Below are 25,370 nucleotides of genomic sequence, written 5' to 3'. Positions count from 1 at the left end.
GCATTAGCGCTACTTGCCGCGCGCGGTGTTGTAGATGGTCTTGGCGCGGTCGGCCGAGGCCTGGCACTTCTGCATGTCGCCAGCCATCTGGGCTTCCTTGGCCTGTTTGAGCAGGGCGCGAAACTCATCGACCTTGCCGCCATGCAGCGCCGCGCCGTCGGCGGAGTGGATGGATTCCAGATCCTTGATCTTGGCCTCGCAGTTTTCCGCCGGGCCATCCTGGGCAACCGCGGCAACACTCAGAACAGATGCAATCACAAACAGTGTCATGGATTTCATGGAGAGGTCTCCTGGGAAAAAACCGGGACTACTGGCGTACTGCTGACTACCTGGGGCGCGCTGCGGCCCCTCAGGCACAGCGAAAAGCATAGTCGTGCAGCGCTTGCCAGCAATGGCCTTCGGCCAGACGGCAGTGCGTAGTTAGTCGCGGCTCTGGGCAAGCAGATAATCGATGAACACGCGCAGCCGCGAGGGCATATGGCGGGCATGCGGGTAGATCAGCATGAACGGTCGCCAGGTGCCGCCGAACTCAGCTAGCACCTCCTGCAACTCGCCGCTGTCGAGCGCCTCCTGCACGGTGAAGCGATACGCCTGCATCAGCCCGGCGCCGTGGCGCACCAGGGTGGTGGTGGCGAGAAAATCCCCCAGGCAGGTGCACTGGCCTGAGGTTTCCAGTTCGAACGCCTGCCCATCGCGGCGAAAGCTCCAGCTCGCCCGGCGACCGGAGCTGGGGATCTCGAACTGAATGCAGTCGTGCTCGCGCAGATCTTCCGGCACTTGCGGCACGCCTGCCCTGGCCAGATAGCCTGGCGTGCCGACAACCACCAACTCGGCCTGCTCAAGGCGCCGCGCGACCAGCCTGGAATCGGCAGGCTCGCGCCCGCGTATGGCCAGGTCAAAACCCTCCTCGACCAAGTCGACGTTGCGGTTGCTGACGTGAATGTCCACCTGCACCTGGGGGTAGCGCTGAGCAAACCCCGGCAGCAGCGGCAGCAGGCGGTGATGGGCGTAAGGCGTCGGCGCACTGACGCGCAGGCGGCCACTGGGCTCAAGCTGACCACCCGCCACCTGGCGCTCGGCCTCCAGCAGTTGCCCAAGCGCTTGGCGACACTGCTGGTAATAGGCCTGCCCGGCCTCGGACAAACGCATCTGGCGGGTGGTACGCACGAACAGGCGCACGCCCAGTCGCTCCTCCAAGCGGGCCACACTGCGGCTCACCGCTGCCGGCGTCACCCCCGCTTCAGTGGCGGCGGCCGTGAAGCTGCCGCTGTCGGCGGCTAGACAGAACAACTCCAGGCTACCCAGTTGCAGATCATCGAAATGACGGGTCATCACAGCTCAATTAATTACATGATGTATAGATTGAAATGCCATACGGCTCATTTTTCAAGCCGGCATTGCTGTTTAAAGTCATCTCCACACCGAGCCCCGGCTCATTGACTTGGAGATTGCCCACATGAACACCCCAGCCACCGTCATCATCACCGGCGCATCCAGCGGCCTGGGCTTCGCCCTCGCCCAGGCCTTCCTCGAACGCGGCGATAACGTGGTCGGCAATGCCCGCACCCAAGCGCGACTGGACGAGGCCGCCGCGCGCCTTGGCCATCCAGCGCGCTTTGTCACAGTCGCCGGTGACATCGCCCTGCCAGCCACCGCCCAGCGCCTGTTCGACAGCGCACGACAAGCCTTCGGCCAGATCGACATCCTGATCAACAACGCCGGGATCTTCATTGCCAAGCCAATTGCCGAGTACACCGAGAGCGACCTCGACGCGCTGATCGGCACCAACCTCAAGGGCTTCTTCTACCCAGCGCAGGCAGCAGCCCGGATCATGGCCGAGCAAGGCCACGGGCAGATCATCGCCATCACCGCCTCGATTGCCCTACAGCCCGACACCCGGGTTCCGGCCCTGCTGCCGGTGTTGATCAAGGGCGGCCTGAACCAGGCGGTCAAAGGCCTGGCCCTGGAGTTGGCGGGCAGCGGCGTGCAGGTCAATGCGGTCGCACCGGGGATCATCGCCACGCCGATGCATGGCGACACCATTGAGGAGCTTGGCGGCCTGTCGCCCAGCGGCCGGACCGGTACCGCGCAGGATGTGGTGGATGCAGTGCTGTACCTGAGCGATGCACGCTTTGTCAGCGGCGTCATTCTGCCGGTCGATGGCGGCAGTACTGCCGGCACCTGGCACTGAACACAAGGTTGAGGAGAATCACCATGCCTTATGTGCATATCCGCATCACCGATGAAGGCGTGACCGCCGAACACAAGCGCCAATTGATCGAAGGTACGACGCTGCTGTTGCAACAGGTTTTGAACAAGCCGCCTGCGAGCACTTTTGTGGTTATTGAGGAGGTACCTACCGATAATTGGGGGGTTGCCGGGGAGACGGTCACGGCGCTGCGCCAGCGCGAGCGAGGTTGAGTTTGGCGCCGCGCGGCTGCGCCACAATCTTACTGGCGCAGCCGCTGCAAAGCCTGCAACACATACCCCGTGGCGCGCTCCACCTCACCCTCGCGGCAGGCTATCCCAAGCTGGCGCCACAACCCCGGCCGCACTGGCCTGCGCGTTACCCGCCGATACAACTCGGCGGCCTCCCCTTCCTGCGGCAACAGGGTCGCGCCATACCCCGCCGCCACCAGGCTCTTGATCGCATCGTTGAAATTCAGCTCGATCCGCGCCTCTGGGTACAAGCCCGCCGCGGCAAACCACTCCGAGGTGACCCGCGACAGCTGGGTACCGCTGTCATTGAGAATCAACGCCCGCTGCGCCAGCCACGCCGGTGTAACCCGTGCAGGCGGGTGCCAGTCGCTGGGTACGTAGGCCATGATCGGGTCGCGTCGCCACGGCGTGATCCGCACGCCACGGCCGGCGAGCTGAGGCAAGGCGACCAGGCCGATATCCAGGCTGCCCTCGCGCAACCGTGCCAAGGACGCCCCAGAGGTCAGCACCTGTACCTGTACATCGATTCCAGGATGCTCGACCCGCAACACCTGCAGTGCCTGCGGCAGCAAATGGGCGATGGCCCCGGTCGAGGCGCCCAGGCGCACCCGCCCGGTCAGGCCCTCGACCTGCCGACGCACCTCATCCAGCGCCAGGTCGGCATCGGCCAGCAGGCGTCGGGCGCGCTCCAGCAAGGTCTCACCGACTGCAGTCGGCCGCACCTGACCACGGGTGCGCGTGAGCAACGGCGCACCGACGCGCGCCTCAAGTTCAGCGACGTGCAGGCTGATGGTCGGTGGCGCCAGGTTGAGCCGGCGGGCGGCTTGGGCGAACGAGCCGAGGTCGGCAATTACCACCAGGGTGCGTAGACGGTCGAGGCTGATTTCACGCATGGCTAACATTCAGAATTAATGAATATCAGCATCATGATATTCAAATTTTCTTTCGTCCAGCCACAAGCGAGGATACGCCCATCGCCCTTTCCCACGGATTCTGAACATGACCCAACCCCTGGTTTTCATCGACGGTGACCAAGGCACCACCGGCCTGCAAATCCATGCCCGCCTGCAAGGGCGCAACGACCTGCGCCTGCTGACCTTGCCCGAGGCCGAGCGCAAAGACCGGCAACGGCGCAGCCAAGCGATCAACAGCGCCGACATCGCCCTGCTGTGCCTGCCCGACGCCGCCGCCATCGAAGCTGTTGGCGCAATCGACAATCCGCAGGTACGGGTTATCGATGCAAGCTCGGCGCACCGCACCACGCCGGGCTGGGTCTACGGCCTGCCCGAACTGGATGCGCAGCAACCTGAACGCATCGCCCAGGCCAAGCGCGTGAGCAACCCCGGTTGCTACCCAACCGGCGCGATCGCCCTGCTGCGGCCGTTGATCCAGGCCGGGCTGCTGCCTGCAGATTATCCATTCACGGTCCAGGCCATCTCAGGCTATTCAGGCGGTGGTCGCGCGGCAGTAGAGCGTCACGAGCAGCACCGCGAGGGCAAGCTACCGACCCTGCAGCTGTACGGCCTGGAGCTGGCCCACAAGCACGTCCCGGAGATCGAGCAGCACGCAGGGCTCAGCGCGCGCCCGGTGTTCCTGCCGGGTTATGGCGACTATCGCCAGGGCATCGTGCTGAGCATTGCCGTGCAGCTGCGCCTGCTTCCCGGCAAGGTCAGCGCCGAGCACCTGCAAGCCTGCCTGGAGCAGCACTACCAGGGCGCCCGTCACGTGCAGGTGATGCCCCTGCACCAGCACGGCCCTGCCGCTGCGCTCGACCCCGAAGCGCTGAACGATACCAACGATCTGCGCCTGGCCTTGTTCGCCAACCCTGAACACGGCCAGGTCGTGCTCACTGCGGTGTTCGACAACCTCGGCAAGGGCGCCTCGGGCGCTGCGGTGCAGAACCTTGACCTGATGCTCGCCGCGCTCGAGGAACGAGGCCGTTTCGGCAAAACCGGGTAGAATGTTCACCCCGTGCCACACCTGGCGCGGGGTGTTTCTGCCAGCCGGAGCCTTACCCGCGATGTTCATCCTCCGCCGCCTCGACAGCGTGCCGCCCGAATCCTTCCAGAACCAGATCCGCCAACTGGTGATCGACCACGTCGGTGAGCTGAGCAGTGTCGCCATCAGCACGGACAATCCGCTGTACCCGCTGTATCAATACGGCGTCGGCCTGGAAGTGCACCAGTACCTGCAAGCGATGGACGGCACCCGCGGCCTGGCGGTGCAGCTACTGCTCGCCCTGGATGCCGAGGCGCCAGACCAACTGCTCGGCTTCGCCCTCGCCCTGCCCGCCCAGGACAACCCGCAAGCCTGCGTGCTGGCGTTTCTCGCGGTACTGCCCAGCCATCGCCGCCAGGGCATTGCCCGCGGTTTGCTGGCTGACCTGCAATCACGTTACGCGTGCGTCGAGCTCAATGCGTTCGCAGGCTGTGTGCCGTGGTTCGAGCAGATGGGCATGCAGGTAGTGGCGGCCAGCGGACCGCAGGTATTGATGAGCAGTACCGGCCAGGCCAGTGGAGCGTTGGTCGGCAGGCTGGATATTGCGCCGATCTACCAGACACTGGAGGTGCGCCAGATTCATGCGTACTTGCTCAAGCAGCAAGGCGAAGACGCGATGATCGAGGCCGAGCAGTCGCGCGATGAGCGGCTGGATCAGTTGGCAGAGCAGGCGCAAGCGTGTGTCAGGCAGCGCAAGACCGTGCATTGATGTGCCCTCTTCGCGGGTAAACCCGTTGCCACGCATTTATGGGTAGCACTGCGTGCGAGCGGGCTTGCCCCGCGATGAGGCCGGCACTGACAACCTACTCAGACCGGAGTCAGCGGGATATCCGAGGCACTAGCCTTGCCTTCGCGTCGCTCGCCCATCCAGTCATTGACCTTCTGCCCAAACTCCGCCGGAGCCTTACGCCCAAAGCGCCGCGCCAGGTCAAGAATGGTCTGCTGGGCCAGTGCCTCCTCCATGCGCTTTTGCGCACCAAGCATCACCGCATGAATCGCACAGGTGCCCTCGGTCGCCCAGCCTGGCGCCGAACCCTCGAACACCGCGCAGCGCTCGCGAATCTCCCGACAGTCGAAGATCTTCTTAGGCCCGTCGATGGCGTTGACGATATCCAGCACAGTGATCTCATCTGACGGCCGCGCCAGACGAAAGCCACCGCGCACACCTTCGGTGGCCGCCACCAGGCCGGCGCGTGCCAGCTTGGTAAAGACCTTGGCCAGGTACTCCTGGGGCACACCCTGCAACTCAGCCAGGTCGCGAACGCTGGATTCACGGCTGTCACCGCGCTCGTCCACCAGGAACAGCAGGCAATGGATGCCGTATTCAACGCCGGCACTGTAAAGCGACATAGCAATCTCCGACCAACTTTGTCGCAAATAGTACGCCGTTCCTCAGCAGCACGCAAAGCTTGCCTGCGCCACTGGTCGCCTGCCTGCCCAATCAATATTCAGCTGAAACCCAACATTCATGGAGCCTCGAAAGGATTTCCCCGCCGCCGCATCAGGCCCCGCTGTAAAAAAACACTTGTCGAATTTAACTACGACCAATACAGTCGTAGTTATTCGACAAGCACACAGACGCAGTCGAAGCCCCTTTCCCCTACACCTGAACCTCGCGGAGCATCTGTATGAAATCCAACATCCTGATCATCGGTGCCGGCTTTGCCGGAGTCTGGAGCGCCTTGAGTGCCGCCCGTCTGTTCGACCAGGCCAAGCGTGGCGACTTGAGCATCAGCGTGCTCGCGCCTCAGGCCGAACTGCGCATCCGCCCGCGTTTCTACGAGCCCGACGTGCAGGCGATGAAAGCGCCGCTGGCGGCCCTGTTCGACGTAGTGGGGGTCAACTTCATCCAGGGCAACGCCGAGCGCATTGACGCCAGCGAACGCCTGGTCGGCTATCGTGATGGCCACGGCGAACAGCGCGAAATCCGCTACGACCGCCTGATCCTCGCGGCCGGCAGCCAAGTGGCGCGCCCTGCGGTGGCGGGCCTGGCCGAACACACCTTCGATGTCGACCAGATGGAGTCGGCGGTGCGCCTTGAGCAGCACCTGACCGGCCTGGCTGCCCTGCCCGCCTCGCCAGCGCGCAATACCGTGGTGGTCTGTGGGGGTGGCTTCACCGGCATCGAGACCGCAACCGAAATGCCGGCGCGGCTGCGTGCCATCCTCGGCAGCGATGCCATGCTGCAGGTGATCGTGGTCGATCGTGGTGCCAAGGTCGGTGCGGCGTTGGGCGCAGGTATCACCCCAGCGATCGTCGCCGCATGCGAGCAAGCCGGTGTCCAATGGTTGCCTGGCAGCTCGGTGGTAGCGGTCGACGCCGGTGGCGTGACCCTGGACAACGGCGAGTACATCGCCAGCAAGACGGTGATCTGGACCGTGGGTGTCAAGGCCAGCCCGTTGACTGCCCAAGTGAGCGGCGAGCGCGACAGCCTTGGCCGCCTGCGCGTCGACGACCACCTCAAGGTGATCGGCCAGCAGCACATCTACGCGACCGGTGACGTGGCCTGGGCTGCGGTGGATGAGCTGGGCAACCATGCCCTGATGACCTGCCAGCATGCCATCCCGATGGGCCGCCACTGCGGCAACAACGCCGCGGCCGATCTGTTGGCAGTAGCGCCTGTGATCTACCGCCAGCCCAAGTACGTGACCTGCCTGGACCTGGGCGGCTGGGGCGCGGCCTTCAGCGAAGGCTGGGAACGTGAACTGAAGCTGCAAGGGCAGGAAGGCAAAGACCTCAAGCGCCAGATCAACTCGGTATGGATCTACCCACCAGCGGCTGATCGCGCTACCGCCCTGGCGGCTGCAGACCCGGCGATCGCCATCGTCTAAGCGTACTCAACACAACAAGCCCGTCAGATCATGACGGGCTTGCTTATACGTGTCGTTACATTGAATGACTGGTCAACAATGATGGCACTATGGCATCATTTAAAGAAAAAACGATTCATGAAAGGTGAGGATCAACCACACATCTCGCAGCGCATCGAGAGCCTGGCACCCTACCGGTGAGCCGGCTCTGCCCCATGCTCTTGACGCCTGCACGCCAACGTCAAGGAGCATTCCATGTTACGGAATATGAAGATCGGCAATCGGGCAGCCAGCGTATTCACGCTGTTGGCGGCCCTGGTCCTGATCATGGGCCTTCTCTCGCTGTACGAAACCCGCCAGATGGACAAGGCTACCGACGAGATCCGCGTCACCTGGATGCCTGCCGTCATCGCCCTGAGCGATATCAGCACCAACCTTGGCCGCGCCCGCGCGGTCACCCTGCGCGCCGCACTGGATGATGACGCCAACGAACGCCAGCGCAGCCTGGCCCTGCTCGACGGGATCAACGAGCAACTGCAAGGCAGCCTGAAGGAGTACGAAGACACCATTATCGCTGCCGATGACCGCGCCCTGTTCGACACCTTCAATAGCGCCCACCAGCACTACATCGATCAGCAAATGCAGGTACTGCAAGCGCTGTCTGCCGGTGACCTCAGCCAAGCCAAGGCGCAGATCAGTGGCCCGCTGACGCAACACGCCGATGCGATGATGAAGGCCATGAACGCGCTGATCGCTTACAACGGCAAAGGCGCCGAGATTGCATCGCAGCGCAGCAGTGATGTGGCCGATGAAGCCTTCACGGTCATCATCGTCTCGCTGCTGATCATCGTCATCGCCCTGGCAGCCATTGCCACCCTGCTCACCCGCAGCATCGTCGTGCCGTTGGCCGCTGCCGTGGCAGTCGCCGAACGGGTGGCCACCGGTGACCTGACCCAGGACATTCAACTGCGCGGACGCGATGAGCCGGCGCTGTTGCTCGGCGCTCTGAGCCGGATGCAAGACAGCCTGCGCGACACGCTGCGCAAGATCTCCGCCTCCTCCGACCAACTGGCCTCGGCCTCCGAAGAGCTGCACACCGTCACCGAAGACACCAGCCGCGGCCTGCATCAGCAGAGCGCGGAGATCGACCAGGCGGCCACCGCCGTCAACCAGATGACGGCGGCGGTCGAGGAAGTGGCCAACAACGCGGTGAGCACCGCCGACGCCTCCAAAGGCGCTGACCAGACCACCCGTGACGGTCGCGACCAGGTCAATCAGGCGCTCAGTTCGATTCAGCTGCTGGTCGACGATGTCAGCGGCACCTCCGAGGAGATCGAACTGCTGGCCAACAACGCCAACGAGATCAGCCGGGTGCTGGATGTAATCGGCTCGATTGCCGGGCAGACCAACCTGCTGGCGCTCAACGCGGCGATCGAAGCGGCGCGTGCCGGTGAGGCCGGTCGTGGTTTTGCCGTGGTCGCCGACGAGGTGCGCGCGCTGGCCCATCGCACTCAACAGTCCACCGCCGAGATCGAGCAGATGATCGCCGGCATCCAGAACGGCACCGAGCGGGCGGTCCACGCCATGCACAACAGCCGCGGCCGGGCCAACGGCACGCTTGAGGTGGCGCAGTCGGCTGGCCAGGCGTTGGAAGTGATTGCCGAGGCGATCGCCTCGATCAACCAGCGCAATCTGGTGATTGCCAGTGCCTCGGAAGAGCAGGCGCAGGTGGCCCGGGAGGTCGATCGCAATCTGGTGAACATCCGCGACCTGGCCATGCAGACCTCTGCCGGGGCCAACCAGACCAGCGCCGCAGCACAGGATTTGTCGCGCCTGGCAGTGGATCTGAACGGGATGGTGGCACAGTTCAAGGTCTGAAACGGCTGGGGCGAATGATAGTGCGCAGGTCTTCGACCCGAACCTGATCAATATCCGGTCATCTCCAGATATCCCTTGCCCTGCACACCCCCACTCACCCGTACTGGCCCTTCCCAGTACGGGAAGCGGGTGGTCATCCAAGCCTTGCTGTGCAACGCCTCCACCTGCACATCCAACCCCTGAGCAGGTAAGCGTATGCGCCAACGGGTCGGCAGGCGCTTGCCATTGTCCTGCAGGGTGAATGCCAATGGTTGGAGCTCGATCTGCTCGCCAAGCAAGGGCTGCGCCTCGCCTTGGGCGCTGATCCAGGTCCCGGCTCGATAGGGCTGGCCCTGCGCTTCGCGGACCTGGAACAGCATCAGCTTGGCGCCGCTGGCCAGGTGCAGCGAGAACCAGTCCCAGCCCGACTGCCCGGGCGCCAGCGGCTGGCTGCTCCACTCCCGGTCCAACCACGCCTGACCGGTGACGACAACCCGATGTCCCTCACGCTCAACCTCACCACTGACCCGGTAAAAGGGCTGGCTGTAGTAATAGGACGCCTGGCCCTTGCCCGATTTCTCGCTGTAGCCTTTTACCCCATGCAGCACCAACGGCCCGCCACTGACCAGTTTCAGTTGATAGCGAAAGCCCTTGCCGCTGGCGCGCATATCGAGCTGGCCGATGCCGTCGGTGCCCTGCAACGACCAATCATCGATCCAGGCGCGAAACGGCTGCGCCTGGACGCCGGCCTGCCCAACGCCGCCACGCGCCAAGGTCTCGCTGACCTGATGGCTGCCGGGGCCGGTCAACGCGGCGTGGCCCATCCACAGGTTGGGGCTGACCCAGTTGGCGGTTTCCGGGCCAGGGCGCAGTGCCGAGCGAAACAGCGTCCACTGCGCCCCCCAATCGCGGCCCTGGGCATCTTGCAGGTTGGCCGTGATGTACCACCACTCGATGCGAAAGCCGTCGTGTGCGCCATGGTCGCGCGGGAACACCAGCTCTGGGTTGGGCGTCACTGGTCGATAGGCGCCCGCCTGTTGGCCCAGGCCAGCAAAGCTCTTGGGCTCAGGCGCAGGCGGCTCGCAGCCGCCGAGCAGCAAGCTGCCGAGCAACAACCAGGCGCCTGTGCTTGCTCGGCTGTTTTCCCGTTGCTTGATCGCCAGTCGGCGACTTCTCGTCCACGTCCTAGCCTTCATTGGCAAACTGCCTCAACAGGTCACTCGGCTGGCGACGGGCGAGCTGCCAGAGCGGCCAGGCACTGGCCAGGAAACTGGTCAGCACACCTAGCATGGCCAGCTGCAGCAACTGCCCTGGGAACACATGCAACGGCAGCCGCCAGCCAAATGCCTGCACGTTGACCACCGCCACCAGGCACCAGGCAAGCAGCAGCCCCAGGGGCATTGCCAGCAGCACGGTCACGCTGCTGAGCAGCAAGGTCTGCCCCAGCGACAGCCAGACCAGCCGCCCGCGCGACACGCCCAATGCCCACAGCGGTGCCAACTGGCTGAGGCGGGTCTGACCCAACGTCAGCAGGCTGATGAACAACGCCACGCCTGCCACCCCCAGCGTCAGGCTATTGAGCGCAGCGGTGGCGGCAAAGGTGCGGGTGAAGATTTCAGTCGACCACGCTTTCAAGCTGGCCTGCTCGACCACCCGGCTATCGTCCAGGGCGAAACGCTGTTGCAAGGCGTGCTTGAGCGGCGTGAGCTGCTCAGGCGTCACACTCACGCCAAGGCTGCCAAGCGTCGCCTGCGGCCAGTGCTTGCGTAACGCATCGGCGTTGATCAACACATGCCCCTTGGGATTGCCATAGTCAGCGTAGATGCCGACTACCGTCAGGGTCTGGCCGGGCAATGGCAAGCGATCGCCCAGCCCCAGCCCCAGGCGCCGCGCCAGTTGCTCGCTCAGCATCACCGCCGCGCCCTGCGCCAGCTGCTCCCAGGCTTGTGGGCTTTGCGCCAACAATGGCCAGTGCGTGCGGTAGTAGCCATGATCGATGATCCCTTGAACCTGGGCCGGCCACTGCCCCAGCCGCCACTCCAGGCGCCAGCTGGGTAACACCGCGCTGACCGCTGGCTGCTGCGCCAGCCAGGCGCTGATCTGCAGCGCTTGCGCGGTGTCGCGGGGGGTCAGGTAGAGGTCCGCCGACAGCCGCTGATCCAGCCAGCCGGTAAAGGTTCGGCGAAAGCCTTCAGTCATGCTGCCGACACCCACGCTGGCAGCCAGGGCCAGCAACAACGCCATCAGGGCCAAGCTCAATGCCGGCAGTTGCTGGCGGCTGTCAGCGATGAACCACTGCGGCAACGGTCGTCGGCAGACCCGCGCCAAGGCGCCGAGCGCCGCTTCCAGCAGGGCCGGTAACAACAGCGCGGCGGCCAGCAGTAATGCGGCCAGCAGCGCAAAGGCGCTGGGCAGGCTGTTGCCCCATTGCCAGCAGCCCAACGCAAGCACACCCAAAAACCCCGCAACAATGGCCTGTCGCCGCAACCCTGCTCGTTGTGCCAGACGCCAGGCCTGGGGTTGTGCCAAGGCCAACAGCGGCAAGCGAGCGGCGCGCAGCACACTGCCAACCCCCGCCAGTAGCGCCCCCAGCACGCTTACTGCAACACCTGCCAACCACCACTGCGGCGACAGGTTCAGCTGTCCGGCCACTTGCGCGCCATACAAGCCGCGCACGCTGGCAGCAAAGTCGGGCAGCAGCAGCCCGGCCAACAGGTAGCCACTGACCACCCCGGCCAGCCCGCCAAGCACTGCAAACCCGCCCAGCTCCAAAGCCAACCCGGTCAGCACGGTGCGCAGGCTGATGCCACACGCCCGCAGGGTACGGATCAAACTCCGGCGCTGCTCCAGGGCCAAGCCGATAGCAGCATGGGCGATGAACAGTCCGACCACGAAAGCCAGCAGGCCAAGGGCGGTGAGGTTGAGGTGGAAGCTGTCGGTAAGACGCTGCAGGTCGCCATCGTCGCTGGCCGCTTGCAGCGTCACCTGATCAGCGATTGCTGGGGGTAAAGGCGCCGGGGCAGTGCTTAACAGCAAGCGTGACAGCTGTCCTGGCGCTTGCAGCAGCGTTTGAGCGTGGCCAATGTCGACGATCACCACGCCCGGGGCCAGCTCCGGCTTAAGGACGAATGGCGGTAACCGCCGGCCATCGCGGGTCTGCGCTTGCTGCCCAGCCTGCATACCCAGTTGACGCAGGGTATCGGGGCTCACCCAGGCTTGCCCTGGTTGATCGATGAACGCCGCGAGGTCGAATGCCTCGGCCAGGACGCCGGCAACCACCGTCGCAGCAGGCAAGCTCAACGGTTCGATCCCGATCAGGCGAACGCTCAGGGGCCTGTCAGCCGCCAGGCGCAAGCGCCCTTCCAGCACTGGCGTAACCTGCCAACCTAACTGCCTCAGTTGCACGTAGAGGGACTGTTCAAGACGCTCGCCCCTACGCGGCACCAGCTGTGCCTGCGCAGGCCCGGCCAATACGGCGCTGGCACGGGCATAATCGGCGCGTGCCTGGCTATTGAGCGCCTGCACGCCGGTCCACAGCGCCGTGGCCAGCCATAGCCCGGTGAAGATGCTGAAACACTGCAACCAATGCCGTCGCCAGTGGCTGAGCAGTGCCTGCAGGGCAATCGCCAAGCTGCCCATTATCCTTGGCCGACCTGGACCCGGCCGGCGTGAAGCACACAGCGCTGTTGCAGCTGTTCGGCCAGGCGCTGGCTATGGGTCACCATCAGCAAACTGCTGCCCGCCTCGCTGACCAGTTGCAGCATCAACCGCAGCACTTGGTCACTGCTGGCCTCATCCAGGCTGCCGGTGGGTTCGTCGGCTAACACCAGCGCCGGGCGTGCCGCCAGTGCCCGACCGATCGCAACCCGCTGCTGCTGGCCACCCGACAGCTGTTCCGGATAGCGTTGCAACACTTCAAGCAGCCCCAGGCGCTCGGCCAGATACCCCGCCCAAGCGCCATCATGGCGCCCGGCCAGGCGCGCCTGGAAGGCAAGATTGGCGGCCACATCCAGGCTGCTGATCAGGTTGTACTGTTGAAACACCAGCCCGATCCCCTCACGCCGCCAACGGGCCATGGCCGCCTCGGAGCGCCCCGCGAGCGGTTCACCGTCAATCAGGATCTGGCCGCTGTCAGCGCGATCAAGGCCGGCGACCAGATGCAGCAAGGTGCTTTTGCCGCTGCCCGACTCGCCCATCAGGGCCAGGCTGCTGCCATGTGCCAGGCGCAAATCGACACCCTGGAGCACCGCCAACTCGCCTTGGGCAGTGCTGAACGACTTGCGGAGCTGCGCGACGACCAGCATCTAGGGCAATTCCTTTGGCAAGGCAGGAGGAGGATCGGCACCGGGCCAGCACCCCATTTGCGGGGTGGCGGGGGCCGCACGTGGATGCCCGCTGCGCACGGGGTTCAGTCCGGCTGAGCACGCTCACCACGAATGCTTCAACCAATAGGCATAGCAGCCCTGCCAACCTTTGCACGCCCAAGGTGGGCCGCAGCCCCGCGCTGCAATAGGGGCCTCGGCAGCTGGCAATATCAAATTGGAATCACTGCGCTCATTTGCCTACACTGCGCGTTCTTCACGCTTTCTAGACCGGCAGGTGCCGGCCCGTGAATAAGGAGATTCTGGTGTCTTCCAACGCCCGCCGCTGCCTCGCACTGAGTGCGATCACCCTGGCCTGCCTCAACCTCGCCGGATGCTTCAGCGAAGAGATCGATGCCCGTCAGACCCATGAAATACAGGGTCTGCTGTACAAGATCCACGCCGAAGATCCGTTTACTGGACGGGTACTCAACTACCCGATCTCGGTACTGGGGTTGTTCAATGTCGGCACCTGTGCAGCCGATTTCAAGAAGGGTTTGCCTGACGGCGAAATGCGCTGCTCGGACAACGCCGGCACCTTGATCGCCAGCGGCGAGTTCAAAGCAGGAAAGCGCGACGGCAAAGAAGAGAAGTTCGATGCCAAGACCGGCAAGAAAACTGCCGTCGGCCACTGGAAAAACGGCCTGCAGGACGGCGTACAAGAGCAGTTCAACCCGCAGAACGGCGAGCGCGTGCTCGAGGTGCACTACAGCGCAGGCAAGAAACAGGGCCGCGAGCGCGCCTGGGACAACCAGGGGGACCAACTGATCGCCCAGCTGGAATGGGACAACGGCCTGCAAAGCGGTTTCGACAACCGTGGCACCCAGCACCGTACCTACCTTGACGGCAAGCAGCACGGGCCGCAGAAGGAATACAGCATCGACGGCAGTCGCTTCTACGTGGCCCGTGAAGAAAACTACGACAATGGTGTAATGCACGGCGTGCAGAAGCGCATCGACGCACGCGGCAACGTCACGGAGTTGAGCGTATTCGAGCATGACAAGCTGCGTACTCGCACCGTCGATGAGTACAACTACAGCGGCCAGCATGTCCATCACGTCAGCCGGGTGGCGCTCAAGGAAGACGTCAACCGCTTCATCGCCAGCGATCTGAGCAATGATGGCGAGGAGCAATACTGGGATGACCAAGGCAATCTGATTCGCCAACTGCAATGGCGCAATGGCCAGCTGCTTAGCGCAACTGCCACGGTGTGGGTGGGCGGGCGCCAGGAAAGCCAGTTCCAGGGCATTGGTCGCGACAGTTACGAGCCAACGCAACAGGACGTACTCAAACATGGCCAGGAGCGCCTGTTCAGTGATAACGGCGAACTGCAGGCAGTGATCTTCTGGAACGCAGGCTCAGTCAATCAGATCCTGGTGAGCCTGCCGCCCGATCAGCGCAATCAATACCCTGGCAAGATGGGTCTGTTCGACGGCAACGAGTTTTGGGGGAGCCCGGTACAAGCCGATCCTGATTTCAGTAAGCCGAGTCGCTACAACGCAGGTTTCGCCACCCGCTACGAGCAGTTGGTGGATATCCCCGCCCCTGGCCAGCCGATGCAGGCCAGCAACGTACCCGCCAGCGCCCAAGCCGCTGCCGCGCCTGTCGCTGCCACCAGCAATGATCAGGACAGCTGCGTACAACGCAAGGTAGATGCTGTACACGCTGAAGACCCGGATGCCTTGATTCGCGCCGACATGCTCGAGGAGTTCGAGCAGGACTGCCTGTAGGCAATGGGGCTAGACTGAAGAAACCATCACCCGCTGCGCCTCTTGGCGCTCAGACAGGAACCCACCATGACCCGCTCTGCAACATTGTCTCGCTTGTCATGGTGGCTCGCGCCCGTGCTACTGGGCAGCCTGGCGCTCAGTACTGGCTGCTCGAGCAAGCACACAGCCACCCGGTATGCCACTGCCAACGTCGGCTCTAGTTGCTTCGCCAAGGCAGTGCCCACCAGCGGTGAAGGTGGCCTTGCCTTCGGTGATACCTTGAGCATGGCGCGGAAAAAATCCATGGACAGCTGCATCCGCTATGCCGGTCGCTCAGGCGGCGAGCCACGCACTTGCCAGGTGGTGATGGCCAAGTGCAAATGATGCAGCGCTGAGGATAGGCGGCGGCTACGTACGAGCCTGCTAGACCGGGCTATGAGGTCAGTTACCCGGCTGGCCGGAGGGCCACCCGCACGCAGCTACCATTGAAACAACCAGGTGTTTAGATAACTGTAGAGTGCTGCCTGGGATGCCGCAGGCTTGAAGACCCGCGGTATCGGCTGACAGGCGATGGAGGATGTTGCCTCACCGCGCCAAGGGCAATCAGGAAAGTCCGATTCATCCATTGAGCGGCGTCAGCAACGTGGAAAGTTGAAAGTGAAGGCAGTCCCGTCACGCCAGGAAGACTGCACCGTCACCTCGCCCTGATGAGCCCTGGCTATCTGCCGAACGATGAACAGGCCAAGCCCGACACTGCGCTGTGCCAAGTTGCAGCCGTGCCCACGGATCATGGGTTCGAACAGGTCATTGAGGTGTTCTTGGACAATGGGCGTGCCCTGGTTGTGCACGACGATACTGGCCCTGTCGACACCGACCTGCGAAGTGACTGTCACCGGTGCTTGCGAGTTGCCATAAGCAAAGGCATTGGAAACCAGATTGCCGATCAACTGACAGAACCGATCAGGATCGAATGCCACCTGCCCCTGGCCCAAGCACAGGTGCAGCAGATTGGCGTGGGGATACGCCAACCTCAATTCATCCACACAGTGCGCCACAGCCAGTTGCAAGTCCGCTACTACGGGCTGGATCACAATGCCTCGGCCAACTCGAACCTGCCGATAATCCAGCAAATCGGCCACAAGCCGCTCGGCGCGCTCGGCCGAGTGAGTGATGTGCTCGAGTAATTGGCACGTGCGCGCGTCCTGCGGCTGACGCGCCAGAATCTCGGTGGCCATCTTGATCGCCAGCAGTGGATTACGTAGATCATGAGCGACGATGCCCAACATCTGTTCGGCCAGCAAGGCGCGCTGAGCAGCGTCGGCGTGCTTGTCCTGCACGGCGCGCTCGCTGGATAGCAACCCGGCATCGATAACGCAGGGCACTTGGCGTGAAACGACCATGAGCAGCTCCGGGGGCCAACGGTGGCCAGTGAGTACAGCTCTAGGTTGAGCGCTATAAGCATGCGGGTCTGTTCGCTACCGAACAGACCCCGCAGGAGCTCAGCAGCACAATGGCCGCGAGCGATTGAACCTGTGTCAGCAAGGACTCCATGGCTAATCCCTGGCTTCGCGCAACCCGTCTGCTCCAACGCATACCGCTCGCCTTGCAGCGTTGGCGGGCGATGCCGCGCGTGTTCAGCTCTGAAAGTCTGCTGCGCTCGGAGCTGTTTAGCGCCGAGCAGATGGCCGACTACGGCTGCGTCCTGGCCAAGCAACACCGTGTGAGCCAATTGCCGGCCGATGATGCCTTGCTTGTGCGCCTGAGTGACAACGAGCGAACTCTCTCCAGCAGCTGCGCCGCGCTGGCCAGCACATTGCCGGCGTCACGGCGGGACATGCCGGCCGCGCAGTGGCTGCTGGACAATTTCTACCTGGTCGAAGCGCACATCCGCATAGCCAAAAGCCACCTGCCACCCGGCTACAGCCGCCAGCTACCGCGTCTGGATAACGGTGCATCCAGCGGTCTACCGCGGGTCTATGACATTGCCCTGCAAACCATCTCCCACGGTGATGGCCGGTTCGACAAGGAAAGCCTGAGCGGCTTTGTCGAGGCTTATCAGACCATCACGCCCTTGACCCTGGGTGAGCTGTGGGCAATCCCGATCATGCTGCGCCTGGCACTGATCGAGAATCTGCGCAGGGTCGCAGCCAGGGTCATGGCCAATTGGGCCGACCGTGACCTGGCCAACAGCTGGGCTGATCGCCTCAGCGAGATGGCTGAGCGCGACACCAAGAGTGTGGTGCTGGTGGTAGCCGACATGGTTCGATCCGGGCCGGTGTTGAGCGCAGCGTTTGTCGCCGAGTTAGCCAGGCGTCTGCACGGGCAGAGCGCCACCCTGACCCAGCCGCTGGCCTGGATTGAACAGATGCTCAGCGAGTCGGCATTGAGCATCGAGCGCCAGGTGCAACTCGATGCCCAACAGCAAGCCATGGATCAGGTCTCGATCAGCAACAGTATCGGCAGCCTGCGCTTGCTGTCGACCACTGACTGGCGGGCGTTCGTCGAGCAACTGAGCCTGGTTGAACGCATTCTCAGCCAGGATCGCGCCGCAGTGTACAGCGCCATGGACTTTGCCAGCCGGGACCATTACCGGCATGTCATCGAGCAGCTCGCCCGCCATAGCTCCTCCAGCGAAGCAGCTGTGGCGCAGACGGCCATCGACCTGTCGCATGTGCCAGACGCCAGCGCCGACGATCCAACCGATCATGTCGGTTTCTATCTACTCGGTCCTGGGCGTGCGGTGTTGGAGCAGCGCCTCGCTGCCCGGGTAGCACTTGCCGAGCGCTGGCAACGGCTGCTGCACCGGGCGCCGCTGGCGTTTTACCTGGTGCCCTCGGCGCTGCTCTCAGGGCTGTTGGCCTGGGTATTCCTGCAGGCCATTGATCAGGACGGCTGGCCCACTTGGGTGCTGGCCTTGCTGGCCATGCCCATCCTGCTGATGACCAGTCGCCTGGCCATCGGACTAGTCAACTGGCTGGTCACGCTGACCGTCAAGCCGTCCTTCCTGCCGCGACTGGATTACAAAGACGGGATACCGGCGCAGGCTCGAACGCTAGTGGTGATCCCTAGCCTGCTGGCCAATGAAGACGATGTGCAAGAGTTGCTCGAGGGCCTGGAAGTTCGATTTCTGGCCAATCGCGACGAGCACCTGCACTTTGCGCTGCTGACGGACTTTCTCGATGGCCAGCAGCAGAACTTGCCCGAAGACGCCGGCCTGCTGGCGTCAGCCAGTGCAGCCATCGACGCCTTGAACCGCAAGTATCCCAGTACTGGCAGCAAGCGCTTCCTGCTCCTGCATCGCCCGCGGGTGTGGAATGCCAGCGAGCGACTGTGGATGGGTTACGAGCGCAAGCGTGGCAAGCTGATGGCGCTCAATGCCTTGTTGCGCGGCCAGGGGCGCGAACACTTTGTCCTGATCGTCGGCGATATCGCCAAACTGTGCGACGTGCGCTATGTGATTACCCTGGACACCGACACCCAACTGCCGCGCAATGCCGCCAGGCAGTTCATCGCCACCCTGCAACACCCCCTCAACCATCCCCGTTTCGAGCGCCACAGCCGGCGTATCCGCTCAGGCTACGCCATCTTGCAGCCCCGGGTCGGTATCAGCCTGCCCAGCGCGTCGCGTTCGGCCTATGCCCGATTGTTCGGCAGCGACGCTGGTGTCGATCCTTACACCCAGGCGGTTTCCGATGTCTATCAGGACCTGTTTCTCAGTGGCTCGTTCATCGGCAAAGGAATCTATGCCGTGGACGCCTTCGAACAAGCACTGGAGGGCTGCTTTGCCGACAACCGGGTGCTCAGCCACGACCTGATCGAAGGCTGCTATGCCCATTCGGGCCTGCTCAGCGATGTGCAACTGTACGAAGAGTATCCGCCGCATTACAGCACTGACGTCAAACGCCGCCATCGCTGGATCCGCGGCGACTGGCAGTTGTTGCCGTGGCTGCTGCCGTGGCCCAGGCGCGCTGCGCTGAGTGCACTGTCGCGCTGGAAAATCGCCGACAACCTGCGCCGCAGCTTGGAGCCTGCGGCCTTTGTAAGTGTGTTGCTGTGGGGTTGGCTGGCCTCTTCGGCGCCAGCCCTGTGGACCCTGGCGGTGCTGGCGTTGCTGCTGACCCGGCCGCTGCTCGACACCCTGCTGGAAGTGCTGGGCAAAACTACCGATGTGCCGCTAGGGCAGCACCTGCAAGCCGCATTGCGTGCCTCGCGAGCGCATTTCATACGTTGCGCGCTGGGCCTGGCATGGCTGCCCTTCGAAGCCTATTACAGCCTGGATGCGATCGTGCGCACCCTGTGGCGCCTGCTGGTCAGCAAGCGCCGCTTGCTGCAATGGAACCCCTCCCGGGAGGATGCACGGGGCAGCGTCAACAGCCTGCGCGCACTCTACCAGGACCAGTGGATCTCTCCGGCCATCGCTGTGCTGCTGGCCGTCGCCCTGCTGGCGAACCTACAGGCGCTGCTGGTCGCCACACCGATCCTCAGCTTGTGGCTGCTTGGCCCGGCGCTGGCCTGGTGGCTCAGCCGCAGCCCTACTCGTAGTGCGTTCAGCCCATCGGCCGATGAGCTACGATTTCTGCATCGCCTGGCCCGCAGCACGTGGGCGTTCTTCGACCAGCATGTCGGCAGCGAAGACAACTGGCTGGTGCCTGACAACATCCAGCAAGCGCCCTACGCCAGCATCGCTCACCGCACTTCACCGACCAATCTGGGCATGGCATTGCTTGCGCACATGGCAGCTCACGATTTTGGCTACCTCAGCGCGGGGCGCCTGCTTGAGCGGCTGTCACTGATGCTTGACAGCATGGAGCGCCTGGAGCGCTACAAGGGTCACTTCTACAACTGGTACGACACCCAGACCTTACGCCCACTGGCGCCGCTGTATATCTCCACGGTGGACAGCGGCAACCTCGCAGGGCTCCTGCTGACCTTGCGTGCAGGACTGTTGGCCTTGGCTGACGCGCCGTTGCTGGAGCGGCGTCTGAGCCAAGGCCTGGTGGATACCCTCGACGTGCTCAGCAGCACCTTGGCCAGCGCTGGCCGCGCGACGGATGAAGTCAACGTGCTGCGCGAGCAAGCCTTGCAGTTGCACCTGCAATCGACGCCGGCGCAACAGGCTCAGCTGCTGCAACGCGTCAGCCAATTCGCCGCCGCCAGGCTTGAAACCGGCGACGCCAGCGACTGCAGCTTCTGGTTGGCGACGCTGCAGGCGCAATGCCTTGATGTGATGAGCGAGCTGCAATGCGTTGCCTTGCCGCAAAGCCATGACCCGCCGTTGTCGCGGCCAGGCAGCTGGCGCCAGCTGGCAGACTTGCCCGTCGCCCATTGGCCAGTTGCCGAACAGCCTGGCGTGGCCAGCGTGCAAGCCCTGGCCCGCGCACGCATGACCCAGGCTGGGCAGCTAGCCAGGCGCATCGATGCCTTGGCAAACATGGATTTGCGCTTTCTCTACGACCACCAACGCGACCTGTTCACGATTGGCTACAACGCCACTGAGCACCGCCCGGACGCGGGGTTCTATGACCTGCTGGCCTCAGAAATGCGCCTAACCAATTTCGTCGCCATCGCCCAGGGCCAAGTCCCCCAAGATAGCTGGTTGGCCTTAGGCCGCCTGTTGACCAGCAATGCCGGGGTGCCAGTGCTGCTGTCCTGGTCAGGCTCGATGTTCGAGTACCTGATGCCCATGCTGGTGATGCCCAACTACCCAGGCACCCTGCTCGACCAGAGCTGCCAGGCGGCGGTCACCCGGCAGATCGATCACGGCAAGCAGTTGGGCCTCCCCTGGGGAGTATCGGAGTCGGCCTACAATGCACTGGATAGCCATCTGAACTATCAATATCGCGCTTTCGGCGTTCCTGGCTTGGGCCTCAAACGTGGGCTGGGCGAAGAGCGGGTAGTTGCCCCATACGCCAGTGCCCTGGCCCTGATGGTGGCGCCGGCGGCCGCTTGCCGCAACTTGATGCACCTGTCGCAAACCGGCCTGGCCGGCCGCTTCGGACTGTTCGAGGCGGTCGACTTTACCCCGGCGCGACTGCCACCGGGGCAGGAGGCGGTGGTGATTCGCTCGTTCATGGCCCACCACCAGGGCATGAGTTTGCTTGCTCTGACCTCGCTGCTGTTGGACCAGCCCATGCAGCGGCGCTTTGCCAGCGATCCGCAGTTTTTGGCCAGCATGCTGCTGTTACAGGAGCGCGTGCCGAAAACCGCTGCGCAGTACCTGCACACTTCACAAGCACCCGCCCTGGATGACACCGGTAGTGCCAGCGAGTCGCGCCTGCGCGTATTCAGCGACCCGAACCGGCGCTACCCCGCCGTGCAACTGCTGTCCAACGGTCGCTACCATGTCATGGTCAACACCGCCGGCAGTGGCTACAGCCGCTGCAATGAGCTGGCCGTCACCCGTTGGCGCGAAGATATCAGCCACGATAGCCTGGGCAGCTTCTGCTACCTGCGAGATGTCGACACCCAGAGCTTCTGGTCCACGACGTTTCAGCCCACCCTGCACAAGCCACACAGTCAGGAAGCGATCTTCAGCGATGGTCGGGCCGAGTTTCGCCTGCGCGAAATGGATTTCGACTGCCATACCGAAATGGCCGTTTCGCCTGAAGACGACCTCGAATTGCGTCGCCTGCACCTGACCAATCATGCGTCAGTACGGCGCATCCTGGAGCTGACCAGCTATGCAGAAGTGGTGCTGGCGCCGGCGATCAGCGATGCACTGCACCCAGCCTTCAACAAGTTGTTCGTCCAGACCGAGCTGATCCGCCCGCTGCAGGCCATCGTCTGTAGCCGTCGACCACGCTCGCAACAGGAGGCCGTCCCCTGGATGTGCCACGTGTTGGCGGTGCACGGCGCTGATATTACAGCGATCTCATATGAAACCGACCGCGCCCGTTTCATTGGCCGTGGCCGCTCGCTGATCGCCCCGGCCGCCTTGCAGGCGGATGTCGAGCAGCTGTCTGGCAGCGCCGGCGCGGTGCTTGATCCAATCGTCGCGATTCGCTGCCGGATTTCCCTGGGGCCCGGCCAAAGCGCCACCCTCGACCTCGCCACAGGGCTCGCCAATAGCCGCGAAGCCTGCCTGCAATTGATCACCAAGTACCGCGACCGGCACTTGGCCGACCGGGTCTTCGACCTGGCCTGGCCGCACAGCCAAGTGCTGCTGCGCCAGCTCAACGGCTCGCTGGCCGATGCCCGCCTGTTCGAACAAATGGCCGCCTCGGTGATCTACGCCCACGCCACGCTGCGCGCCAACAGCGCGTTAGTCGCCAGCAACCGGCGCAATCAGTCTGGGCTGTGGGGCCAGGGTATCTCCGGGGACCTGCCGATCGTGCTGGTACAGATTGCCGATCCTGCCAACATCCAGCTGGTCAAGCAGATGGTCCACGCCCACGCCTATTGGCGGCAGAAGGGCCTGGCGTTGGACTTGGTGATCTGGAATGAAGACCAGGCAGGCTACCGCCAACAACTGCAGGACTTGATCATGGGCGTGGTCGCCTCCGGCAGCGAGGCGGCCCTGCTCGAACGCTCGGGGGGGATCTTCGTGCGCCCGGCGCAGCAGCTCAGCGATGAAGACCGCACCTTGCTGCTGTCGGTGGCGCGACTGGTACTCAGTGACAGTCATGGCAGCTTGGCAGAACAGATGCACCGTCGGCGGGCGCCAACTGCCCCCGCAGATCTGGTGGCCACTTCGGCGCCTAGGCAACAGCCCGATAGCCGCCCAAGCCGCGCAAACCCTGCGCCGCTGCTGCTAGCGAATAGCTATGGTGGTTTCAGCAGCGATGGTCGCGAATACATCATCCCCATATTGCCCGATCGGCCTACCCCGGCGCCGTGGGTCAACATCCTGGCGAACCCACAATTGGGTAGCGTGATCTCGGAATCCGGCAGCGCCTACACCTGGCGCGAGAACGCCCATGAATACCGGCTTACGCCTTGGCACAACGATCCGGTCAGCGACCCAAGCGGCGAGGCTTTGTACGTGCGTGACGAAGACAGCGGCAAAGTCTGGTCAGCCACCCCCCAGCCCAGCCCCGGCCCCGGCAGTTACCGCACCCGCCATGGCTTTGGCTACAGTGTGTTCGAGTACGTCGAGCAAGACCTGCGCAGCGAATTGTGGGTATATGTTGCCCTGGATGCCGCGGTCAAATTCTCCCACCTCAAACTGCATAACGACGCCGACCGGCCGCGGCGGCTTACCGTCACCTGTTTTGTCGAATGGGTGCTGGGCGATCTGCCCAGCAAGTCAGCCATGCACGTGGTCAGCGAAACCGATCCGGTCAGTGGCGCGCTGTTTGCCCGCAATGCGTTTTCGATCGAGTTTTGCCGGCATGTGGCGTATCTGGATTGCGACCTGCCCTACCTCAGCATCACCTGTGATCGCAGCGAATTTCTCGGCCGCAACGGCCATCTGCGAGCACCTGCCGGGCTGCGTCAAGCGCGCTTGTCAGGGCGCATCGGCGGCGCGCTGGACCCTTGTGCGGCACTACAGGTCAGCGTGGAACTGCAAGCCGGCGAAAGCCGCGAACTGGTGTTTCGCCTCGGCGCAGAGGCGGACGCAACCGCTGCCACCCAGCGGGTATTGCAGTACCGCGGCCTGCGCACCGCCATGGCTGAGCTGGACAAGGTGCAAGCCTATTGGCGCCAGACCTTGGGCACGTTACAGGTGAAGACACCAGAGCCTGCGCTCGATGTACTGGTCAACGGCTGGCTGATGTACCAGGTGATCGCCTGCCGCTTCTGGGCGCGCAGCGGCTTTTATCAGTCGGGCGGCGCTATCGGCTTTCGCGACCAATTGCAGGACAGCATGGCCATGCTGCAGGCCGCCCCCGCCGCTGCGCGCCAGCACCTGCTGACCTGCGCGGCCCATCAGTACGTCGAAGGCGATGTCCAACACTGGTGGCACCCACCGCTGCAACGTGGGGTGCGCACACGCTGCTCCGATGACCTGCTGTGGCTGCCCCTGGCCACCAGCCGCTACGTCGAGGTGACGGGCGACCGCAGCGTGCTGGACGAAGCGGTGGGCTACATCGAGGGCCGCCCGCTCAACCCCGGTGAAGAGTCCTATTACGACTTGCCGGCTCGATCCGCCTTGGTCGAAAGCCTCTACCAACACTGCCAGCGCGCCCTCGGCCAAGCCCTGCAGTGTGGCGCCCACGGCTTGCCGCTAATGGGCAGCGGCGACTGGAACGACGGCATGAACCGGGTTGGCGAGCAAGGCCTGGGAGAAAGTGTCTGGTTGGGCTTCTTCGGCCATCATGTGCTGCAAGCCTTCGCCCGGATTGCCCAGCGCCAGGGTGACCGGCATTTCGCCGAGCACTGTGCCAAGCAGGCCGCTGCCCTGAGCAGCAACCTTGAAGCACACGCCTGGGATGGCGGTTGGTATCGCCGTGCCTGGTTCGATGATGGCCAACTGTTGGGCTCGGCGACCAATCAGGAGTGCCGCATCGATTCGCTGCCACAAAGCTGGGCAGTACTCAGCGGCGTGGCCTCGGCTGAACGTGCGCGCACTGCCATGCGCGCCGTTGATCAACTGCTGGTGCGCCGCGACCTGGGTTTAGTGCAGTTGCTCGACCCGCCGTTCGACCAAGGCAGCCTGGACCCCGGCTATATCAAGGGCTATGTGCCTGGGGTACGCGAGAACGGCGGGCAATATACCCACGCCGCCATCTGGGCCAGCATGGCGTTTGCCCAGTTGGGCGACAGAGCCAAGGCCTGGGAGCTGCTGCGCCTGATCAACCCAGTGGGTCAAGGTAGCATTGCACAGATCGATACCTACAAGGTCGAGCCGTATGTCATGGCGGCCGATGTCTACGCGGTAGCGCCACATGCCGGCCGCGGCGGCTGGAGTTGGTACACCGGCTCTGCCGGCTGGATGTACCGTTTGCTTGTGGAAAGCCTGCTCGGCCTGCAGCGCACGGGCGATACCTTGCACATCCGTCCCCTGCTGCCTGCCGACTGGCCGGGCTACACAGTGCATTACCGCTTCGGCGCCACCGACTATCGCATCGAGGTGCGCAACAACGTTAGCGGCGCTGAACTGAGCTTGAGCCTTGATGACCAGCCGCTGGCCGTCAACACGCTGCACTTGGTGGATGATGCAGGGCTGCATCAAGTGATTGTCCAGTGCCAGCCATCGACCCAGCCTCTTGATCTGTAATGCCTGCTGACCTGCGTTGGGCTAATCTTGCTCAACC

17 protein-coding genes are annotated in these 25,370 nt (G+C 63.7%); 9 read left to right on the top strand and 8 right to left on the bottom strand.

The genetic code is table 11. The features are described from left to right. Positions 1 to 9: 9 nt before the first annotated feature. Both HU737_RS07375 and HU737_RS07370 read right to left on the bottom strand, forming a co-directional pair. Positions 10 to 279 (bottom strand): PA2433 domain-containing protein, encoded by a 270-nt coding sequence (locus HU737_RS07375; RefSeq protein ID WP_186553536.1) that lies wholly within the window; start codon positions 277 to 279, stop codon positions 10 to 12. Between the two features lie 141 nt (positions 280 to 420). Beyond that, positions 421 to 1,332, bottom strand: coding sequence for a LysR family transcriptional regulator (locus tag HU737_RS07370; RefSeq protein ID WP_186553537.1), 912 nt, complete (start codon positions 1,330 to 1,332; stop codon positions 421 to 423). Between the two features lie 124 nt (positions 1,333 to 1,456). Between HU737_RS07370 and HU737_RS07365 the strand changes: the two genes are divergently transcribed. Together HU737_RS07365 and HU737_RS07360 are read left to right on the top strand one after the other, a co-directional pair. Next, entirely contained in the window at positions 1,457 to 2,191 is a 735-nt protein-coding gene (locus tag HU737_RS07365) for an SDR family NAD(P)-dependent oxidoreductase (protein WP_186553538.1), read from the top strand. Positions 2,192 to 2,214: 23 nt separating this feature from the next. Next, a complete protein-coding gene (locus HU737_RS07360; protein WP_186553539.1) occupies positions 2,215 to 2,421 on the top strand; it encodes a 2-hydroxymuconate tautomerase family protein in 207 nt (68 codons plus the stop codon). 29 nt (positions 2,422 to 2,450) lie between these two features. Here HU737_RS07360 and HU737_RS07355 read toward each other — a convergent pair whose 3' ends face one another. Further along, a complete protein-coding gene (locus HU737_RS07355) occupies positions 2,451 to 3,332 on the bottom strand; it encodes a LysR family transcriptional regulator (protein ID WP_186553540.1) in 882 nt (293 codons plus the stop codon). A gap of 106 nt (positions 3,333 to 3,438) precedes the next feature. Between HU737_RS07355 and argC the strand changes: the two genes are divergently transcribed. Together argC and HU737_RS07345 are read left to right on the top strand one after the other, a co-directional pair. Next, positions 3,439 to 4,398 (top strand): N-acetyl-gamma-glutamyl-phosphate reductase, encoded by a 960-nt coding sequence (gene argC, locus HU737_RS07350; protein WP_186553541.1) that lies wholly within the window; start codon positions 3,439 to 3,441, stop codon positions 4,396 to 4,398. 61 nt (positions 4,399 to 4,459) lie between these two features. Next, positions 4,460 to 5,146, top strand: coding sequence for a GNAT family N-acetyltransferase (locus tag HU737_RS07345; RefSeq protein WP_186553542.1), 687 nt, complete (start codon positions 4,460 to 4,462; stop codon positions 5,144 to 5,146). Between the two features lie 98 nt (positions 5,147 to 5,244). Here the strand turns inward: HU737_RS07345 and HU737_RS07340 are convergent, their stop codons facing one another. Then, positions 5,245 to 5,787: an RrF2 family transcriptional regulator gene (locus HU737_RS07340; protein WP_186553543.1), complete on the bottom strand. Its 543-nt coding sequence runs from the start codon at positions 5,785 to 5,787 to the stop codon at positions 5,245 to 5,247. 278 nt (positions 5,788 to 6,065) lie between these two features. Here HU737_RS07340 and HU737_RS07335 point away from each other — a divergent pair, with 278 nt between their 5' ends. Next, complete coding sequence (locus HU737_RS07335; RefSeq protein ID WP_186553544.1) at positions 6,066 to 7,268, top strand: NAD(P)/FAD-dependent oxidoreductase; 1,203 nt, start codon at positions 6,066 to 6,068, stop codon at positions 7,266 to 7,268. A 234-nt stretch (positions 7,269 to 7,502) separates the two neighbouring features. Continuing rightward, positions 7,503 to 9,125, top strand: a complete 1,623-nt coding sequence (locus HU737_RS07330; RefSeq protein ID WP_225915592.1) for a methyl-accepting chemotaxis protein — start codon at positions 7,503 to 7,505, stop codon at positions 9,123 to 9,125. A gap of 47 nt (positions 9,126 to 9,172) precedes the next feature. Here HU737_RS07330 and HU737_RS07325 read toward each other — a convergent pair whose 3' ends face one another. Genes HU737_RS07325 through HU737_RS07315 form a run of 3 tightly spaced genes read right to left on the bottom strand, consistent with a single transcriptional unit; the run spans position 9,173 to position 13,408 of the window. Next, positions 9,173 to 10,300 (bottom strand): lipocalin-like domain-containing protein, encoded by a 1,128-nt coding sequence (locus HU737_RS07325; RefSeq protein ID WP_186553545.1) that lies wholly within the window; start codon positions 10,298 to 10,300, stop codon positions 9,173 to 9,175. After that, the gene (locus tag HU737_RS07320) at positions 10,290 to 12,743 is read right to left on the bottom strand and encodes an ABC transporter permease (protein WP_186553546.1); all 2,454 of its coding nucleotides are present in this window, start codon (positions 12,741 to 12,743) and stop codon (positions 10,290 to 10,292) included. The genes HU737_RS07325 and HU737_RS07320 overlap by 11 nt, the downstream gene beginning before the upstream one ends. Beyond that, positions 12,743 to 13,408, bottom strand: coding sequence for an ABC transporter ATP-binding protein (locus HU737_RS07315; protein WP_186553547.1), 666 nt, complete (start codon positions 13,406 to 13,408; stop codon positions 12,743 to 12,745). The genes HU737_RS07320 and HU737_RS07315 overlap by 1 nt, the downstream gene beginning before the upstream one ends. 305 nt (positions 13,409 to 13,713) lie before the next feature. Here HU737_RS07315 and HU737_RS07310 point away from each other — a divergent pair, with 305 nt between their 5' ends. After that, a complete protein-coding gene (locus HU737_RS07310; protein ID WP_186553548.1) occupies positions 13,714 to 15,195 on the top strand; it encodes a toxin-antitoxin system YwqK family antitoxin in 1,482 nt (493 codons plus the stop codon). A 66-nt stretch (positions 15,196 to 15,261) separates the two neighbouring features. Further along, positions 15,262 to 15,558, top strand: a complete 297-nt coding sequence (locus tag HU737_RS07305; protein WP_186553549.1) for a hypothetical protein — start codon at positions 15,262 to 15,264, stop codon at positions 15,556 to 15,558. 251 nt (positions 15,559 to 15,809) lie between these two features. Here HU737_RS07305 and HU737_RS07300 read toward each other — a convergent pair whose 3' ends face one another. Beyond that, entirely contained in the window at positions 15,810 to 16,574 is a 765-nt protein-coding gene (locus tag HU737_RS07300) for a sensor histidine kinase (protein WP_186553550.1), read from the bottom strand. Between the two features lie 149 nt (positions 16,575 to 16,723). On the opposite strand from HU737_RS07300, the gene HU737_RS07295 reads away from it, so the two are divergent. Then, the gene (locus HU737_RS07295; protein WP_186553551.1) at positions 16,724 to 25,333 is read left to right on the top strand and encodes a glycoside hydrolase family 94 protein; all 8,610 of its coding nucleotides are present in this window, start codon (positions 16,724 to 16,726) and stop codon (positions 25,331 to 25,333) included. Positions 25,334 to 25,370 lie beyond the last annotated feature (37 nt).

Origin of the sequence: Pseudomonas urmiensis (assembly GCF_014268815.2) — a bacterium.
GTDB lineage: Bacteria > Pseudomonadota > Gammaproteobacteria > Pseudomonadales > Pseudomonadaceae > Aquipseudomonas > Aquipseudomonas urmiensis.
This window is presented reverse-complemented; position numbering and strand designations above follow the sequence as displayed.

Bases quoted from the DNA above. Each gene is read 5' to 3' on its own strand.
- HU737_RS07360 (WP_186553539.1), top strand. From the start codon at position 2,215: ATGCCTTATGTGCATATCCGCATCACCGATGAAGGCGTGACCGCCGAA.
- HU737_RS07375 (WP_186553536.1), bottom strand. From the start codon at position 279: ATGAAATCCATGACACTGTTTGTGATTGCATCTGTTCTGAGTGTTGCC.
- HU737_RS07300 (WP_186553550.1), bottom strand. From the start codon at position 16,574: ATGGTCGTTTCACGCCAAGTGCCCTGCGTTATCGATGCCGGGTTGCTA.
- HU737_RS07370 (WP_186553537.1), bottom strand. From the start codon at position 1,332: ATGACCCGTCATTTCGATGATCTGCAACTGGGTAGCCTGGAGTTGTTC.
- HU737_RS07355 (WP_186553540.1), bottom strand. From the start codon at position 3,332: ATGCGTGAAATCAGCCTCGACCGTCTACGCACCCTGGTGGTAATTGCC.
- HU737_RS07320 (WP_186553546.1), bottom strand. From the start codon at position 12,743: ATGGGCAGCTTGGCGATTGCCCTGCAGGCACTGCTCAGCCACTGGCGA.
- HU737_RS07315 (WP_186553547.1), bottom strand. From the start codon at position 13,408: ATGCTGGTCGTCGCGCAGCTCCGCAAGTCGTTCAGCACTGCCCAAGGC.
- HU737_RS07295 (WP_186553551.1), top strand. From the start codon at position 16,724: ATGGCTAATCCCTGGCTTCGCGCAACCCGTCTGCTCCAACGCATACCG.
- HU737_RS07325 (WP_186553545.1), bottom strand. From the start codon at position 10,300: ATGAAGGCTAGGACGTGGACGAGAAGTCGCCGACTGGCGATCAAGCAA.
- HU737_RS07305 (WP_186553549.1), top strand. From the start codon at position 15,262: ATGACCCGCTCTGCAACATTGTCTCGCTTGTCATGGTGGCTCGCGCCC.
- HU737_RS07365 (WP_186553538.1), top strand. From the start codon at position 1,457: ATGAACACCCCAGCCACCGTCATCATCACCGGCGCATCCAGCGGCCTG.
- HU737_RS07340 (WP_186553543.1), bottom strand. From the start codon at position 5,787: ATGTCGCTTTACAGTGCCGGCGTTGAATACGGCATCCATTGCCTGCTG.
- HU737_RS07335 (WP_186553544.1), top strand. From the start codon at position 6,066: ATGAAATCCAACATCCTGATCATCGGTGCCGGCTTTGCCGGAGTCTGG.
- argC (WP_186553541.1), top strand. From the start codon at position 3,439: ATGACCCAACCCCTGGTTTTCATCGACGGTGACCAAGGCACCACCGGC.
- HU737_RS07345 (WP_186553542.1), top strand. From the start codon at position 4,460: ATGTTCATCCTCCGCCGCCTCGACAGCGTGCCGCCCGAATCCTTCCAG.
- HU737_RS07330 (WP_225915592.1), top strand. From the start codon at position 7,503: ATGTTACGGAATATGAAGATCGGCAATCGGGCAGCCAGCGTATTCACG.